Origin of the sequence: Paenibacillus glycanilyticus NBRC 16618, assembly GCF_004000805.1 — a bacterium.
Lineage (GTDB): Bacteria > Bacillota > Bacilli > Paenibacillales > Paenibacillaceae > Pristimantibacillus > Pristimantibacillus glycanilyticus.
Map to the genome: position 1 here is coordinate 88,493 of NZ_BILY01000018.1, position 14,225 is coordinate 102,717.

At 50.6% G+C, this 14,225-nt stretch carries 15 protein-coding genes and 5 tRNA genes; 4 read left to right on the forward strand and 16 right to left on the reverse strand.

What is annotated here, in order from left to right; translation table 11 throughout:
* Window positions 1–191: 191 nt before the first annotated feature.
* The 10 genes from PGL01S_RS16175 to PGL01S_RS16220 form a co-directional block, all read right to left on the reverse strand.
* Window positions 192–1,673: a stalk domain-containing protein gene (locus PGL01S_RS16175; protein ID WP_127495638.1), complete on the reverse strand. Its 1,482-nt coding sequence runs from the start codon at window positions 1,671–1,673 to the stop codon at window positions 192–194.
* A 251-nt stretch (window positions 1,674–1,924) separates the two neighbouring features.
* Window positions 1,925–3,055 (reverse strand): hypothetical protein, encoded by a 1,131-nt coding sequence (locus tag PGL01S_RS16180; protein ID WP_127495639.1) that lies wholly within the window; start codon window positions 3,053–3,055, stop codon window positions 1,925–1,927.
* 151 nt (window positions 3,056–3,206) lie between these two features.
* The gene (locus PGL01S_RS16185) at window positions 3,207–4,733 is read right to left on the reverse strand and encodes a HAMP domain-containing sensor histidine kinase (protein WP_127495640.1); all 1,527 of its coding nucleotides are present in this window, start codon (window positions 4,731–4,733) and stop codon (window positions 3,207–3,209) included.
* Window positions 4,730–5,422: a response regulator transcription factor gene (locus tag PGL01S_RS16190; protein WP_127495641.1), complete on the reverse strand. Its 693-nt coding sequence runs from the start codon at window positions 5,420–5,422 to the stop codon at window positions 4,730–4,732. Before PGL01S_RS16190 ends, PGL01S_RS16185 begins: the two co-directional genes overlap by 4 nt.
* Before the next feature lie 175 nt (window positions 5,423–5,597).
* Window positions 5,598–5,683: transfer RNA gene (locus PGL01S_RS16195), tRNA-Leu, on the reverse strand.
* 49 nt (window positions 5,684–5,732) lie between these two features.
* Window positions 5,733–5,808 (reverse strand) — tRNA-Lys (locus PGL01S_RS16200).
* Window positions 5,809–5,853: 45 nt separating this feature from the next.
* Window positions 5,854–5,928, reverse strand: a tRNA-Glu gene (locus tag PGL01S_RS16205).
* 60 nt (window positions 5,929–5,988) lie between these two features.
* Window positions 5,989–6,079: transfer RNA gene (locus tag PGL01S_RS16210), tRNA-Ser, on the reverse strand.
* 1 nt (window position 6,080) lies between these two features.
* Window positions 6,081–6,156, reverse strand: a tRNA-Asn gene (locus PGL01S_RS16215).
* A gap of 88 nt (window positions 6,157–6,244) precedes the next feature.
* Window positions 6,245–6,706, reverse strand: a complete 462-nt coding sequence (locus PGL01S_RS16220) for a SprT family protein (RefSeq protein ID WP_127495672.1) — start codon at window positions 6,704–6,706, stop codon at window positions 6,245–6,247.
* A 110-nt stretch (window positions 6,707–6,816) separates the two neighbouring features.
* On the opposite strand from PGL01S_RS16220, the gene PGL01S_RS16225 reads away from it, so the two are divergent.
* Both PGL01S_RS16225 and cmpA read left to right on the forward strand, forming a co-directional pair.
* On the forward strand, window positions 6,817–7,167 hold the full coding sequence (locus tag PGL01S_RS16225) for a hydrolase/acyltransferase (protein WP_127495642.1): 351 nt from the start codon (window positions 6,817–6,819) through the stop codon (window positions 7,165–7,167).
* Between the two features lie 77 nt (window positions 7,168–7,244).
* The gene (gene cmpA, locus PGL01S_RS16230; protein ID WP_015846520.1) at window positions 7,245–7,397 is read left to right on the forward strand and encodes a cortex morphogenetic protein CmpA; all 153 of its coding nucleotides are present in this window, start codon (window positions 7,245–7,247) and stop codon (window positions 7,395–7,397) included.
* A gap of 56 nt (window positions 7,398–7,453) precedes the next feature.
* Here cmpA and PGL01S_RS16235 read toward each other — a convergent pair whose 3' ends face one another.
* The 6 genes from PGL01S_RS16235 to uptA all read right to left on the reverse strand — a co-directional run bounded on the left by PGL01S_RS16235 (window position 7,454) and on the right by uptA (window position 13,181).
* Complete coding sequence (locus tag PGL01S_RS16235) at window positions 7,454–8,098, reverse strand: nitroreductase family protein (protein ID WP_127495643.1); 645 nt, start codon at window positions 8,096–8,098, stop codon at window positions 7,454–7,456.
* A gap of 260 nt (window positions 8,099–8,358) precedes the next feature.
* Entirely contained in the window at window positions 8,359–8,853 is a 495-nt protein-coding gene (locus PGL01S_RS16240) for an Rrf2 family transcriptional regulator (protein WP_244935617.1), read from the reverse strand.
* A 76-nt stretch (window positions 8,854–8,929) separates the two neighbouring features.
* Window positions 8,930–11,167: a Tex family protein gene (locus PGL01S_RS16245; RefSeq protein ID WP_127495644.1), complete on the reverse strand. Its 2,238-nt coding sequence runs from the start codon at window positions 11,165–11,167 to the stop codon at window positions 8,930–8,932.
* Between the two features lie 151 nt (window positions 11,168–11,318).
* Window positions 11,319–11,954, reverse strand: a complete 636-nt coding sequence (locus PGL01S_RS16250) for an MBL fold metallo-hydrolase (protein ID WP_127495645.1) — start codon at window positions 11,952–11,954, stop codon at window positions 11,319–11,321.
* A gap of 26 nt (window positions 11,955–11,980) precedes the next feature.
* Window positions 11,981–12,550, reverse strand: coding sequence for a thioredoxin family protein (locus PGL01S_RS16255; protein WP_127495646.1), 570 nt, complete (start codon window positions 12,548–12,550; stop codon window positions 11,981–11,983).
* Between the two features lie 22 nt (window positions 12,551–12,572).
* The gene (gene uptA, locus PGL01S_RS16260; RefSeq protein ID WP_127495647.1) at window positions 12,573–13,181 is read right to left on the reverse strand and encodes an undecaprenyl phosphate transporter UptA; all 609 of its coding nucleotides are present in this window, start codon (window positions 13,179–13,181) and stop codon (window positions 12,573–12,575) included.
* A gap of 190 nt (window positions 13,182–13,371) precedes the next feature.
* On the opposite strand from uptA, the gene PGL01S_RS16265 reads away from it, so the two are divergent.
* Together PGL01S_RS16265 and PGL01S_RS16270 are read left to right on the forward strand one after the other, a co-directional pair.
* Window positions 13,372–13,818, forward strand: coding sequence for a cupredoxin domain-containing protein (locus PGL01S_RS16265; RefSeq protein ID WP_127495648.1), 447 nt, complete (start codon window positions 13,372–13,374; stop codon window positions 13,816–13,818).
* Between the two features lie 80 nt (window positions 13,819–13,898).
* Window positions 13,899–14,210 carry a dehydrogenase gene (locus PGL01S_RS16270; protein ID WP_127495649.1) on the forward strand — a complete coding sequence of 104 codons (312 nt, stop codon included), beginning with the start codon at window positions 13,899–13,901 and terminating at the stop codon, window positions 14,208–14,210.
* Window positions 14,211–14,225 lie beyond the last annotated feature (15 nt).

Below are 14,225 nucleotides of genomic sequence, written 5' to 3' on the forward strand. Positions count from 1 at the left end.
CTCCTTTAAGGTTGAATTTGTTTTTTGTTTGAAGCTCCTTACAGACTTCAGTATAGATTCGCGTTATCTCGAAACCATTTCGAGCTTGTAACGAAGCTGTAAACCTTTCTGTCCAAGCCGTACCGATACTTTGGGGACAAAAAAATCCCCGCACAGCTGGGAAGCCGCGCGGGGATTGCAGAAAGAAAAACTTATTTCAGTTTCGCTACGCCTGTTGCGATTTGCTCGATTTGAGCCTTAGTCAGACTATTATCAGCGGAGCTGATAGTTACGTAACGGTCGTCGATTTGGAAGCTCAGCATAGGCGTGCTGCTTGGCGTAAACCATTTTGCTTTTACCCCGTTAGGCAGCGTCACAGCTGTGCTGTCATAACCAACCGAATAGTCGCGCGGCGAGATTTGAACGTTCATGTGCTTGAACCAGAAGTTGACGGAATCTCCGCCCGCTACTTTTTGGAACGCGTCGTCTTTCGCCATTTTTGTTGGGACATAAGCCGCCGTAAAGCCGTCGAATTTCGCAAATTCGTCTTTAATGGCTTTAATTTGAGCCTCCGTATACGCTACGGTTGCCAGATCGGTTTGCACAGCGCCAACTTTAGCTACGCTAACCGCTACTTTTTCCGCTTGCGCTTTGGTCAACGTTTTGTTCGGCGAGCTAACCGTTACGTAACGGTCATCTACTTTCACAGTCAGCATGTCCGTGCCGTTTACGTTGTACCATTTCGCTTTCGCTCCATTAGACAGCGTTACGTTCGTGCCGTCGTATTCGAAGGAGTAATCTCGCGGCGATACGTTTACCGTCATGTTTTTGAAGAGAAGGTTTACGCCGTCAGCGGTAGCTGCCGTTTTTTGCAGCGCATCGCCTTTAACCGTTACTTGCGGCGCGTATGCTGCTTCGAAGCCGTCAAAGTTGGCGAACGCTTTTTTCATTTCATCCAGTTGAGCGGCCGTGTACGATACAGATGCCATATCGGATTGCACGGCGCCAATGCTAGTTACGGCAGCCGCTACTTTTTCCGCTTGCGCTTTGCTCAAGGCTTTGCTTGGCGAGCTAACCGTTACGTAACGGTCATCCACTTTTACGGTAAGCATGTCAGTCCCGTTTACGTTGTACCATTTTGCTTTAGCGCCATTGGATAGCGTTACGTTCGTACCGTCGTATTCGAAGGAGTAATCGCGCGGCGATACGTTTACCGTCATATTCTTGAAGGTAAGGTTTACGCCGTCATTCGTTGCCGCTACTTTTTGCAAAGCGTCGCCTTTGATCAGGATTTGCGGAGCGTAAGCCGTTTCGAACCCTTCAAAGCCGGCGAATGCTTTCTTGATCTCATCGAGCTGTGCCGCCGTGTAGTTTGCCAAGACCCATTGATCGGTTGTGCTTGTACCGATGTAGATTGTGTTCGTTTTGCTGTCGTACTGGATTGGCGTGTTCAGTGCGTTCGAAAGCGCGCGAACCGGAAGGTAAGTGGTGTCATGATAAGTAATTGGCGCAAGCGTTTTGCCGTTCTCGTCTTTTGGAATATAAGTGCTGCCGTTAATTTTAAAGCCGATGCTGTGGTTCAGGAACGCGCTGATTTTTTCCATGCTTGTGCCGGCGTATACGCCTGCTGCTCCGGATACCGTCATACCCGCGATCATCATAGTTGCGACGGTTCTTTTCATGTTTTTGTTCATTTTAATTATCTCCTTTGAATTTGAATTTGTTTTTTATTTCCGAACTTCTAACCTTTTTTCTCTGTCTTTTTATAACCTGTTTCTTTTTGTTTGAAGCTCCTTACTGACTTCAGTATAGAGCGTTGATATCTCCAAAAAATTTCGGGCTTGTAACGAACCTGTAAACAAATTTTTCATCCGCGCTCTCCTTCGCTAGTTCGATGGGCACAAAAAAACCGGATCGTCTGATCCGGTTTTCCTGCACTCCTTACTTATTGAAAATCAATGATATGAGTGACGGGCATATCGTCCTTGCCGGCGACCGATACGCCAAGCCTCGTACCCGAAGGATTCCAGCTTAACGGATATTGCGGAAAATAGCTTGGGCCAATCGGCGAAACCTTGCCCGTTGCCGAGTCGAAAATATAAACGCCGTTCATTCCGCTCTGATTCTCGGTATACAGCGCAGCCGCCAGCTTGGAGGAATCCGGGGACCAAGCGATATACGGAATCAAATCGCCCTTCGCAATGGAGAGCCCTTCCGCGCTTCCGTTCGAGTCGAAAATACGAAGCTCGCTGCCCACCTTCCCGGCTTGCTTCTGGATTTCGACCGCGAGATGCTTGCCGTCCGGCGATACTTGGAACGTGACCGCGTGCTTGACAAGCTCGGTCGGCTTCACAGCATCTGGCGCAAACTGCTTGAGGGTCTGGTTATCATCCGTGTAATAGATGCGACCTTGGCCGACTCCGAAATTCACAAACGGCTGATCCCCAAGTGCCGGGTCATCCAGCTTCAGAAGCGTTACGTTTCCGTCAACGGTAATCTGGCGGATATCGCCAAGCCCGTTCATCGAGCCCGCGGCCAGAACATACGTCGTATCGTTCAGCCAGCCGCCGTTCTCCAAGTAATTGCTTCCCTTGATTTCGGTCATCGTCCCGGTGCTCATTTCCTTGATAAAATTGCGTGCCGTATATTTATCCTTCCACTGCTGAATGAATACATATTTGCCGTCGGGAGACGGCTGTTCCTTCTGGATTAATTGAATGTTCTTCACCGGTTCTTCAGCCGATTTCTGCTCGTTGTTGCTTAAATCAACGCTTGCGGTATGGTATTCAAATTTTGCTTCTTCCGTAGCCGTAGCCTGCTTGACAAGCTTGGTGTACACAAGCTGCACCTGATCATCGGACAGCCATTTATCCATGCTTGCACCCTCAAAGCGATGAATCCGCTCTACCATAACTTCCTGGGTTGGTTTCTTCTCTGGGTTTTTGACAACCGTTAATTCCCCATGTTTATTTGAATTATTGCTGTTATTCGATGGATTACCACTTTGAATAGAGGAACACGCAGCAAGTGCGGCTGCGAGCGACAGCACGGCGCCTAATTTCATGATCTGTTTCATCGTTATCCCCCCGGATTTATACCAGTTTCCATAAGTATAGAAGGCCTCTATGTCGAAAACATATCTGAATTGTATCCAAGTTGTAACAACTTTTTATTAGAATGCCCAAAATAAAAAGCAGCCCGGACTATCCAATGTCCAGGCTTGTTGTTTACTCTTCCGTCTGCTCTATGGCTATAGGCTCACCAGGCAAAGAGATGACGAATCGGGAGCCGTTAGGTCCTGATTCGGCCAGCTTGACGGTACCGTGCTGCTTCTCGGCCAAGCTCCTTACCAAAGCTAAGCCTAGCCCTGTACCGCCGGTTTCCCGGGACCTGTCGTCGCTAACGGTAAAGAACGGGTCGAAGATCCGGTTCTGAAACTCTTCCGGTATGCCGATACCGCTGTCCACGACCTCGATTATGACACGCCGCTGGCCGGAGGCTTCCGTTTCCGAATGATTGGCAAGCCGAACCCATCCGCCGGGGCGGTTATACTTTATCGCGTTGCTGAGCAAATTCGTAACCATATGCATGAGGTTATCCTGATCCGCCCATACGAGGTCATCCTTTAACTCGGAAGAAAGCGAGATCTTTTGTTTTTCCGCCTTCATCTGCAGACGGCTTAGCGCCTCCTCAAGCAGCGGCTTCACCTGGAACCGAGAGGCATTGGTCTCGAAATCGTAAATATCCATCGAAGAAAGCTGGAGCGCCTTCTCGATGAGCGCATACAACCGCTCCGCTTCCTTGCTGATCTGGGTACGGGCATTTTGCAGCAAAACCGGGTCATCGCTATACATGCCAAGCAGATCCGAATATGCCAGAATAGAAGTTAATGGCGTTTTCAGCTCGTGGCTGATATTGCCGATAAACTGCTTTTGCTGCTGCTCCAGCTCCTGCAGCCGCTTGATTGCCGTGAGCAGCTTCTGCTTCTCTTCGTTTAATTCGTCGACATAAGAAGAGATACTGCCGCTCATGTCATAAATGCCTTCCGCAAGCTCGCCGATCTCATCCCGCCTGCGAACGGGAGGCTTGTCCAGATACCGGCCTTCCCCAATATCCTTGGCTGCCTGATTCAGCTTGCCAAGGATAAAAGCTTGCCTCCAGACGTACAAATAACCAAGCAGGAGACCGGCTGCAAGCACGGCAGCCCCCGTCCCGATAAACAAATCGCGAATATGGCGGTAAAACATTTTCTGATCCTGGAGCGAGCCATGAAACTGTACGCTGCCGAGAAATTGATCGGCATTATAAAGCGGTGCCAGATACAACACCTGATTGCCTAGCGTAATATAGGCCTCCTGCCCTTGGGCGGTATGGGCAAGCGCATCCTTCACGTCGGTCACCGGCTGTACCGGCAGCGATGTCCCGGCGAATTGCCCGTCAGCGCTGTACAACGTCACTGCCATGCCGCTTTGTCCGCCAAGATCTACCGCCAGGCTCTGCCCGTTACGCTCCATAAATTCGTCAGGCGACACACGTTCACCGGTTAAATACTCCTCTCGTACGCGTAGATTTGCCGAGCTCGCCAACTGGGAGAAGCTTTGCTCCATCCGTCTCTGCTGATCCTCCCGGATACCCGCAAGCACCAGCATGCTGAGCAGCACCACTACAAAAGCGAGCAGCAGTGCGAGGAAAACGGTGATTTTACCCTTTAAGCCAATCCTTATCTTATGCCGAGAACCGGCAGCTCGGGTCATCCGTTTGTCCTCGTGCTTTTATAGCCGATACCGTAAACGGTTTGTATGAGTCCTTGCCATTCGCCAAGCTTCTTGCGAAGCCTTTGCACATGGATGTCCACGGTACGGGTACCGCCGGCAAAATCCATCTCCCACACCTGCTCAAGCAGCGCTTCCCTGGAATATACCCGGTCCGGATGCTTTGCCAGCAGCGCCAGTAAATCGAATTCCTTTGGCGTAAGGTCGCAGATCTCTCCGTCAACCCTGACCGTGCGGCTTAACAATTCAATCACGATGCCGCCAAGCTCCAATTTGCCCTCTTTATCCGGATCCTGTTCCGGCGCTTCAATCTGGCGCCTTCTGTGAAGAGCCTTCACGCGGGCCACCACTTCCCGGATATCAAACGGCTTGGTCATGTAATCATCGGCGCCAAGCTCAAGCCCAAGTACTTTATCTACAATATCGTTTTTAACAGTAAGCAGCATAATGGCAGGTTTGTTGCCCGCATCCAGCTTCCGGCATACCTCATAGCCGTTCATTTTGGGCATCATGACATCAAGCACCATAACATCCGGCTTAAAGGCAGCAACCTTTTCAAGCGCCTCCAGCCCGTCACCGGCTGTCTCAACCGTAAATCCTTCACGCTGCAGCGCATAAGCTATCGCGCTGGAGATACTGACTTCATCATCTACGACAAGCACTTTAATCATGCGATTTATCACTCCTTGTTCGAACTTTCCTTATCACCCGGCAGATTCCATTATATATGGCTTATTCTTTTCATTATAGCCGCGCTTGTTCCAAAAGACCAAAAGACAAATCCGAATTCGAAAAGAAAACACAAAAAAATCCCTTACGGATGTAAGGGATTGAACTTTTAAGTTATGGTGCGGTAGAGAGGACTCGAACCTCCACGGGCGTACGCCCACTACCCCCTCAAGATAGCGTGTCTGCCATTCCACCACTACCGCACAATTTAATTTCATTCCCTTCATACCATCACTTCGAGGGAGAAGTAAATGGTGAGCCATGAAGGACTCGAACCTTCGACACCCTGATTAAAAGTCAGGTGCTCTACCAACTGAGCTAATGGCTCTCATGCTGTAAAACGAACTCTCGAGAGCCGCTACATTAAAGGAAATGGTGACCCGTAGGGGATTCGAACCCCTGTTACCTCCGTGAAAGGGAGGTGTCTTAACCCCTTGACCAACGGGCCTTGCTTACTTGTTGTTGCTATCGTCATCTCTCTCGAGCGACTTGTCCACCAAGAAAATTATGGCGGAGAGAGAGGGATTCGAACCCTCGCACCACTTACGCAGTCTAACCCCTTAGCAGAGGGTCCCCTTGAGCCACTTGGGTATCTCTCCATGGCTCCCCGAACAGGACTCGAACCTGTGACAACTCGATTAACAGTCGAGTGCTCTACCAACTGAGCTATCAGGGAATACTTGAATCACTTGCTTTTCTTTATCGTTTCAACCGCTTGTTTACCGCGGCGACAAGTAATAATATATCACGGTCATTTCCGAAGGTCAAGCGTTTTTAAAAAAAAGTTTTCCGCGACATTTTCCGCATGCATAGCGGGCCGGATCAAGCCTTCTTTTACGTGGATATTCGGTGCCGCAGCTGAGGCAAACAAGCTTATATTTGTAAGGGGCTGGCGCCTTTGCCGCCCTCTCCGGCAGCGATTTGCAGTAACGGGAACCGCCGACGTAAGCGAGCAATTTTTTGAAATCCTCATCCCTGTGCTGGTACCCTTTCTTCATAATATGAAGATGATAATGGCAAAGCTCATGCTTAATAATTTTTTCGGTTTCTTCTTCGCCAAACGCTACTAACTGATGAGGACTGATCTCGATGTTATGCGATTTCGTAAAATAACGCCCGCCCGTTGCCTTCAAACGCCCGTTAAAGGTCGCCTGATGGATGAAGGGTCGTCCAAAGCTTTCGAGCGATACGCGCTCAACCCACTGCTGCAGCTGGCCGTCTGTCATTTTCATGGTCATAGTATTCTCCCCCAGTACTTGAATTTTAAAGCGTTCATACGCTACACTGTCAAGTAGAAATCATTATAGATGGCCTACGAGGGGAGTTTATTTTCACCATGCCTACAATGCGTTACGTCCTTATGAACGGCAGCAGCCCAATTTTCTTTGTCGAGATGCCGGAAACCCATGCTTACCAGCTCAGCGCGCTGAACCTGCGCCTTCATAAAGAGATTGACAAGCTTACCGCCGACCACGTGCCTCAGCTGCCGTACGCGGTCGCGGAATGCGACAATGTCGAGCTGCATGACAGCTCGATCCGGATCGTCTCCGGTCTGGACTACATTAATGAGCTGGAACGCGATTTCGCAGCCGTTAAGGAATCGGCTTACCCGCTGATTGCCCTGCTCACCGAGATTCGCGCCCTGCAAGCCCAGCTTGAACAATGGTACGAGGATGAAGAACTCTAAAAATGGACCTGCACGGACATTCGCCCTTCTCCATACTGTAGTAGTACATCAGGTATGGCCGGAAGGAGAAGATACGAATGCCGCAATGGCTTTGCAATCAAATGATGCGCGCTTTTCAGAAGAAGGACCTTAGGCAGATTAAACTGCTGAATGAATGCTGGTATTTCTATCGGAGCAAGCAAACAACAAAAAACGAAGACGAAAGCCGTCCCGAAATAACTCTTCATTAAAGTCTTAACAAAAAACTCCCGCCAGCTTGCTGCTGCGGGAGTTTTTGCGTCCGGAATTATTTTACGCTGTTCCAGAACGTGATATCGTCGAGCGGAAGACGTACGGTTGGACGGCCTTCCTCTTTTGCTTTGCCGATCGGCAAAACAAGAAGCGGAAGGTAACGGTCCGGAATTTCGAAGAAAGCTTTCAGCTTATCGCGGTCGTAACCGCCCATCGGTACAGTGTCATACCCTTTGGATTTAGCCGCAAGCATAATTTGCATCGATACAAGACCGGCGTCAAAAGCAACGATCTCCGTCACGCGCTCCTTAGGAATGGAAGGGAACAGGTTTGTGTAATGATCCGTAAAGCGCTGGGCAATCTCTTCCGTCATGTAGCCGGCTTTAACTGCCGCTCCGTTGATTTCGCCAAGCTTGGTGTAGAACTCCAGATCTCCAAGAATGACTACAACGGCCGATGCGTCTACAACCTGTTGCTGGTTGTTCGCAATTGGGAGCAATTGATCTTTCAGCGCTTGGTCCGTGATTACCAGGAAGCGCCAGGATTGCGTATTTGCCGAAGACGGTGCTTTAGTTGCAAGCTCGAGAATTTCTTTGATTTCTTCATCCGAGATTTTGAACGATGGATCATAATGACGAACAGAACGACGGGATGTCAGAACTTCCGTAAAATCCTTGCCAACTTGTGTTTCAATAGCCATTGTTGGTTCCCTCCAATAATTAAATGATCTGTGTGCCAGATTGCTCAGTTAAAATCAAAAAAAGGCATAATAGAATGACGACTGTGAGAAATAAACCACAGATTAAACTGCGAATAATTTTACACAGTTACAAATATGCTTAAGGGCCTTTTATGCTGTAAGTACGCTCGCATCTGTAACAGTTTTGATAACAGTATAAAATCGAGACGGCGGAAAGTCAACTGGGATAGTGTGACTATTTTTCCCGCCGTCATCTTTAACTATTCAAATCCATTCTTGAGTGTGCAAATCCTCTCGGAGAGCTGAGCAATCGTAACCTGCCGCAGCACTTCCAGCGTCCTTCGTTCCACTTCGTCGGTTATCTCCATAAAAGCGACCCGCATCTCCTGACCGAAATCATGGATTCCGGTTGTATCCAGCATTCCGCTGCATAATGGCTCACCTACGCGCAGAGCCAAATAAACATCGGCAAGCGTGATGGTCTCCGGGGCACGCTTTAATCGGTAACCGCCGTCGCGGCCTTCCCTTGTCTCAAGCAGCTGTTCCCTGGCGAGCTTGGCCAGTACGCGCCGCAGCATCGTGGCTTCCGACTTCATATGTCCCGCAAGCTCCGCGCTGGTACAAGCATTGGGTTTGCGGGATAACACAACAAGCGCCTGCAAGGACAAGCCGAACCATTTATGATTCGGAGCGCTGCTGCACCGTTCTTTTTCCGTTTGAATGGAATGGTTATCGGGCTGAATAATGATGTTCATCCTCTCCTTCCTTAGTAGGATCTTAGAGGCACATCTGTATTATAGAGTCCAAAATATGAAGTCAGCAAGCCCGAAATTATGCCTGCTTGCGCATGGTAAGGGACACCCTGCCTTTTTTCAAGTCAACGCCAAGCACCCATACGGTGACATTGTCGCCCACGGATACGACATCCATCGGATGCTTCACGAATTTATCGCTCATCTGCGAAATATGGACAAGGCCGTCGTTCTTGATGCCAATATCGATAAAGGCGCCAAAGTCGATTACGTTCCGTACGGTTCCTTGCAGCTCCATTCCCGGTGTCAAATCTTCGATATTGAGAACATCGGTATGGAAGATCGGCGGCGGCAGCTCCTCGCGCGGGTCGCGCCCCGGACGCAGCAAGCTGTCGATAATGTCCTTCAAGGTCGGCACCCCTACGCCAAGCGAAGGCGCAATGGCTGCGGGATCGATTCCCGACAGCTTCTCCTTCAGCTCCTCGGTGCCAAGCTGATTCTGCTTGAGGCCAAGCTCGGCAAACAGCTTGCCGACAACATCGTAGGATTCCGGGTGAATCGGCGTGCTGTCCAGCGGATTTGCGGCTTCCGGAATGCGCAGGAAGCCGATGCATTGCTCGTAAGATTTCGCGCCAAGCCGCGGCACCTTCTGCAATTGGCCGCGTTTTGCGAACCTGCCGTTCTCCTCCCGGTACTTCACGATATTTTTCGCAATCGTTGCATTAATGCCCGCAACGTAAGAAAGCAGCGACGCGGATGCCGTGTTTACGTCTACGCCAACATGGTTAACCGCGGATTCGACTACGCCGCCAAGGCTTTCGTCGAGCCGCTTCTGGCTGACGTCATGCTGGTATTGCCCAACGCCAATCGCTTTGGGCTCAATCTTCACAAGCTCGGCGAGCGGATCCTGCAGTCTGCGCGCGATGGACACCGCGCTGCGCTCGGCTACGTCGAGATCCGGGAACTCCTCCGCCGCTAGCTTGGATGCGGAATAAACGCTTGCCCCTGCCTCGCTTACGATTATATATTTCAGCTCGCCTTGTCCGGCTGCCTTGCGTTTGCCGATCAAGCCGGCAATAAACTGCTCCGTCTCGCGGGAAGCCGTCCCGTTGCCGATAACGATAAGCGATACGCCGTAACGGTCAATCTGACCGTTAATGATTTTTTCCGCTTCCGCGACCTTATTATTGGGAGGAGTCGGATAAGTGACGGCTACTTCCATCAGCTTGCCCGTATCGTCAATAACGGCGAGCTTGCAGCCTGTCCGGTATGCCGGGTCAACGCCCAATACCACATTGCCGCGCACAGGGGGCTGAAGCAGCAGGTTCCGCAGATTTTCCGAGAAGATGGAGATCGCATGCTCCTCCGCTTTCTCCGTCAGCTCGCCGCGTACTTCACGCTCGATCGAAGGGGAAATGAGCCGTTTGTATGCATCCTCAATAACAGCTGCCAATACATCGCGCACGGCGGGCGCCGTCTGCTGGCGAAGCACTTTGCGCTGAATAAACTCATGAATCCGTTCCGCGGAAAGTTCGAACGAAACGCGAAGAATATCTTCCCGCTCCCCGCGATTGATTGCCAAGACGCGGTGCGGCGGCAGCTTGCGGACCGGCTCCTGATAACTGTAATACATCTCATAGACGGATTCGGCATCCGCGTTTTTCGCTTCGGTCTTAAGCAGCGCCTGGTCAAAGGTATGCTTCCGCACCCAGGAACGGATTGCTGCGTCATCCGCGATATTTTCCGCCAGGATATCCATTGCGCCTTGAAGCGCATCTTCTGCCGACGCTACGCCTTTGTCTTCATTCACATATTTAGCCGCCTCGACAAGCGGTTCGCCCTGGCGGGGCTGAGCCCACAGCCACAAGGCAAGCGGCTCTAACCCGCGTTCCTTCGCTACGCTGGCGCGCGTCTTGCGCTTCTGCCGATAAGGACGGTACAGATCCTCGACTTCCTGCAGCTTGCCCGAACCCTCGATGGAGCGGCGAAGCTCATCGGTCAGCTTGCCCTGCTCATCAATCAGACGGATTACTTCGCGTTTGCGGTCTTCCAGATTGCGCATATATTGCAGCCGTTCTTCAATCGCCCGGAGATCATTCTCGTCAAGCTCGCCGGTCATCTCTTTCCGGTATCGCGCGATAAACGGAATCGTATTGCCTTCATCCAGCAGAGCCACAGCCGACTTCACTTTCGTAATCGGAATCGACAGCTGCGACGCCATGCTTTTTATGATTTGATCATTCTCGGCAGCAACCTGCTCGGTTGTCCGCTTGCCTGTTGCTTCCTCTTCCACTTGCTTTACTTTAGTATCTGCCAAACAACTGCACCGTCCCTTCAAACTTTTCATTTACAAAAAGGCCATAACTATATTGTCTCAGATTTGAAACCGCTTTTCCATATTTCCGGAAACACGAAGCCCAAAAAGCAGCAAACCGCCGGCAGAATCAGCCGGCGGTTCGTCTAAGAAATTATCTCACGTAAGGGTTATTGGCCATTTCAAAGCCAATCGTTGTTTTGGGACCGTGTCCCGGATGAACCTTAACTTCAGGCGGAAGCTTATACAGCTTCAATTGAATCGAATCGAACAAATCCCGCTCCCGGCCGCCCGGCAGATCAGTCCGGCCAACCGATTGCCGGAACAGAACATCTCCCGAGAAAATATCATTCCCGCAAAGGAAGCTTACGCTACCCGGAGAATGACCGGGCGTATGCAGCACTTTAAACGTATGACCGATAAAATTAAGCGTCTGCCCTTCGTCCAGCGCGTATTCGGCAGGACCTGTCGTCAGCGGCGGCGTCACGTCCGACCACCGCATCGAGCCGTTCTTGCGGGCGTCCGTCAGCCAATCCGCCTCAAGATCATGAATGTACACCGGACAGCCCGCAGCGGTTCTTACTTCCTCTACGCCGCCCATGTGATCGAAGTGGGCATGAGTAAGCAGTATCGCTTCAACTTTAACTCCGGCGATCCGGTCCAGCAGCCGCTTCGGCCCCATTCCCGGATCGATAATAATTCCGCGCTCTTCGCCGCTTTGCTCATCTTTTTCCGTCAATAGATAAGCATTGGTTTGCAGCGGGCCAAGCGTAAACGTTTCAATACGCATGTTCGCAATACTCCAATCTAATCCGTTTACACCGATTCAATCAACGCTCTAAGTTCCTGTACAACCAAAGCGTGATAACCGGTGCCTTCGCCGTAACGGCGCATAATTTCTTTCCGCGTTTCCGCAAGTTTGTCCTGGTAGTCCGCTGCTTCGCGGTCCGGGTTTTCTTTCTTGAAGAGCACCATCGGTTCCTGAACGTAGGTTGGTCTTGGTCCCCAAGTGCCGTGTATCGCCTTGCCTTCCGCATCGGTTAAGATAACAACCGGAACGGATCGGCCTCCCATCGTGAGGAACTGATCCATCGTATCGAGATTTTCTTCCATAATAAGAACCTCAACCGGAACCTCTCCCGTCTCCAGCGCACGGAACACAACCGGAATATTGCGGACAACGTCTCCGCACCAATCCGCCATCAGAATAAAGACGCGCAGGTCATTGCGGCTTTTGAGCGATTCGAAAAATTCGCGGTCGCTTTCGTTCGCCCATTCAAATTTATCGTACCAGCCTTGGAATGCTTCCTTGTTCTTCGTCATTCCTTCAACAAACTGCTGCGGGCTAATCCCTCTGTTTAATTTGTCGGCTACGCTTCTGCTCATGTTCATCCCTCTTTCCGTTTTATTATACAGACTTGCCTCTGGAACGAATAAACTTGTATACCACATAGACAATCAGTAAAGCTATAGCAATCAGAATAGCCGGTTGTACGTACTGAGCGGCTTTCTGGTCGACATCTTCCCAATTCTCACCTAATGTTTTGCCCAAATGAACGAATAATATCGTCCAAGGGATGGAGGCGAGCGCCGTAAGCAGCGTAAACAAGCCGAAGTTCATCTTCGCCATTCCTGCCGGAATCGAGATAACCTGGCGCATAACCGGGATAAAACGGGCGGTAAAAACGATACCCGCTCCGTATTTCTTGAACCAGCCTTCCGCGATATCCACATGCTTCATCTTGATCTTAATATATTTGCCGTATTTCTCGACCAAAGGACGGCCGCCGAATCTTCCAATCGCGTACAAAATCCAGTTTTGCCCAACCGCGCCAAGCACGCCGAAAATGATCGCGCCCAGATACGATATTTTCCCTTCCGACACCAAGTACCCGCCGAAACCTAATACTATTTCACTTGGAATCACCTCTATGAGTAATCCAATTAGTATCCCGAAGTAACCAAGGCTTTCAATCCATACTAAAATTTCGTGCAATATATCCTTTATTAAATCCATTCCATCCCGCCTTCCCCAACCTAAATAATAGCAATTGACTGTATTCTACCATACGGAGCGGATAAGCATCTACCCGGCTGAAGTCCGGCTTGTCCATGCGACGAAAGGTGTCATGCCGGGACAGGCCTCCGCATACACTAGCATAACTTCGAAACCGTTCCCCATTAAAAGATTAAGAGGAGGAGTCCCAATGCCGCGTGTATTTATCATTAATAAAAAGCATGTACAGCTATTTGCATTTGCCCTGCTTATCATCCTCCTGGCAGCCGTCTATTTCAGCTGGGACCGTGCGCGCACGGCAAGCAGCCAGCCGACAAAGGTGCAGACCTTCCAGCTTGTTACGGGCGAATTCAGCACAACGACCGAAGACGGCAAAAAGCTGGAGGTATACCGCTGGGATCCGGGCACCGTCAGCCTCCGCAAGGGCGAGCCTGTCGAGCTACGCATCAGCGGCGTTAACGGCAGCAGCCACCCGTTTGTCATTGAAGGCCTCGGCATTAAAGGCGAGGTAAAGAAAGGACAAACCACGGTTGTCCGTTTTACGCCTGAGCAGGCCGGCACCTACCCCATTATATGCCAGGTTCATACCGATATGAACAATGGCGGACCGATGGTCGGCTACATCGAAGTCCATTAACAAACAGTAATACGCGGCTAATGAAGTGACCGTCTCAAACTCGGGCGCATATTTATGAGTTAGAGAGGAGTCGGTTCACGATGAAGTCAACTACCCAGAAGCATACGTCCGGCCTGCCGTCCGCACGAAAAATCCGCCGCGCCTGCAGCAATGAACTGTATCGAACCGTCAAACGGTTGAAGGTATGGGTACCCAAAGAAAAAATGGAGCAGGCCGAAGAATTGTATTACAAAAAGGTCATTATGAACCTGCTCTTTATTGCGGAGAACGAAAAAAACCGCAAGGTTCTGTCCGACTGGTGGGACGAGAACGTTGCCGGCGATATCGCCGAGCTGTGGGACGTGGATATCGTCAAACTCCGCTGGGCATTCCGCGATGCATTCGGGGGATAAAGATAAAAGCTGCCG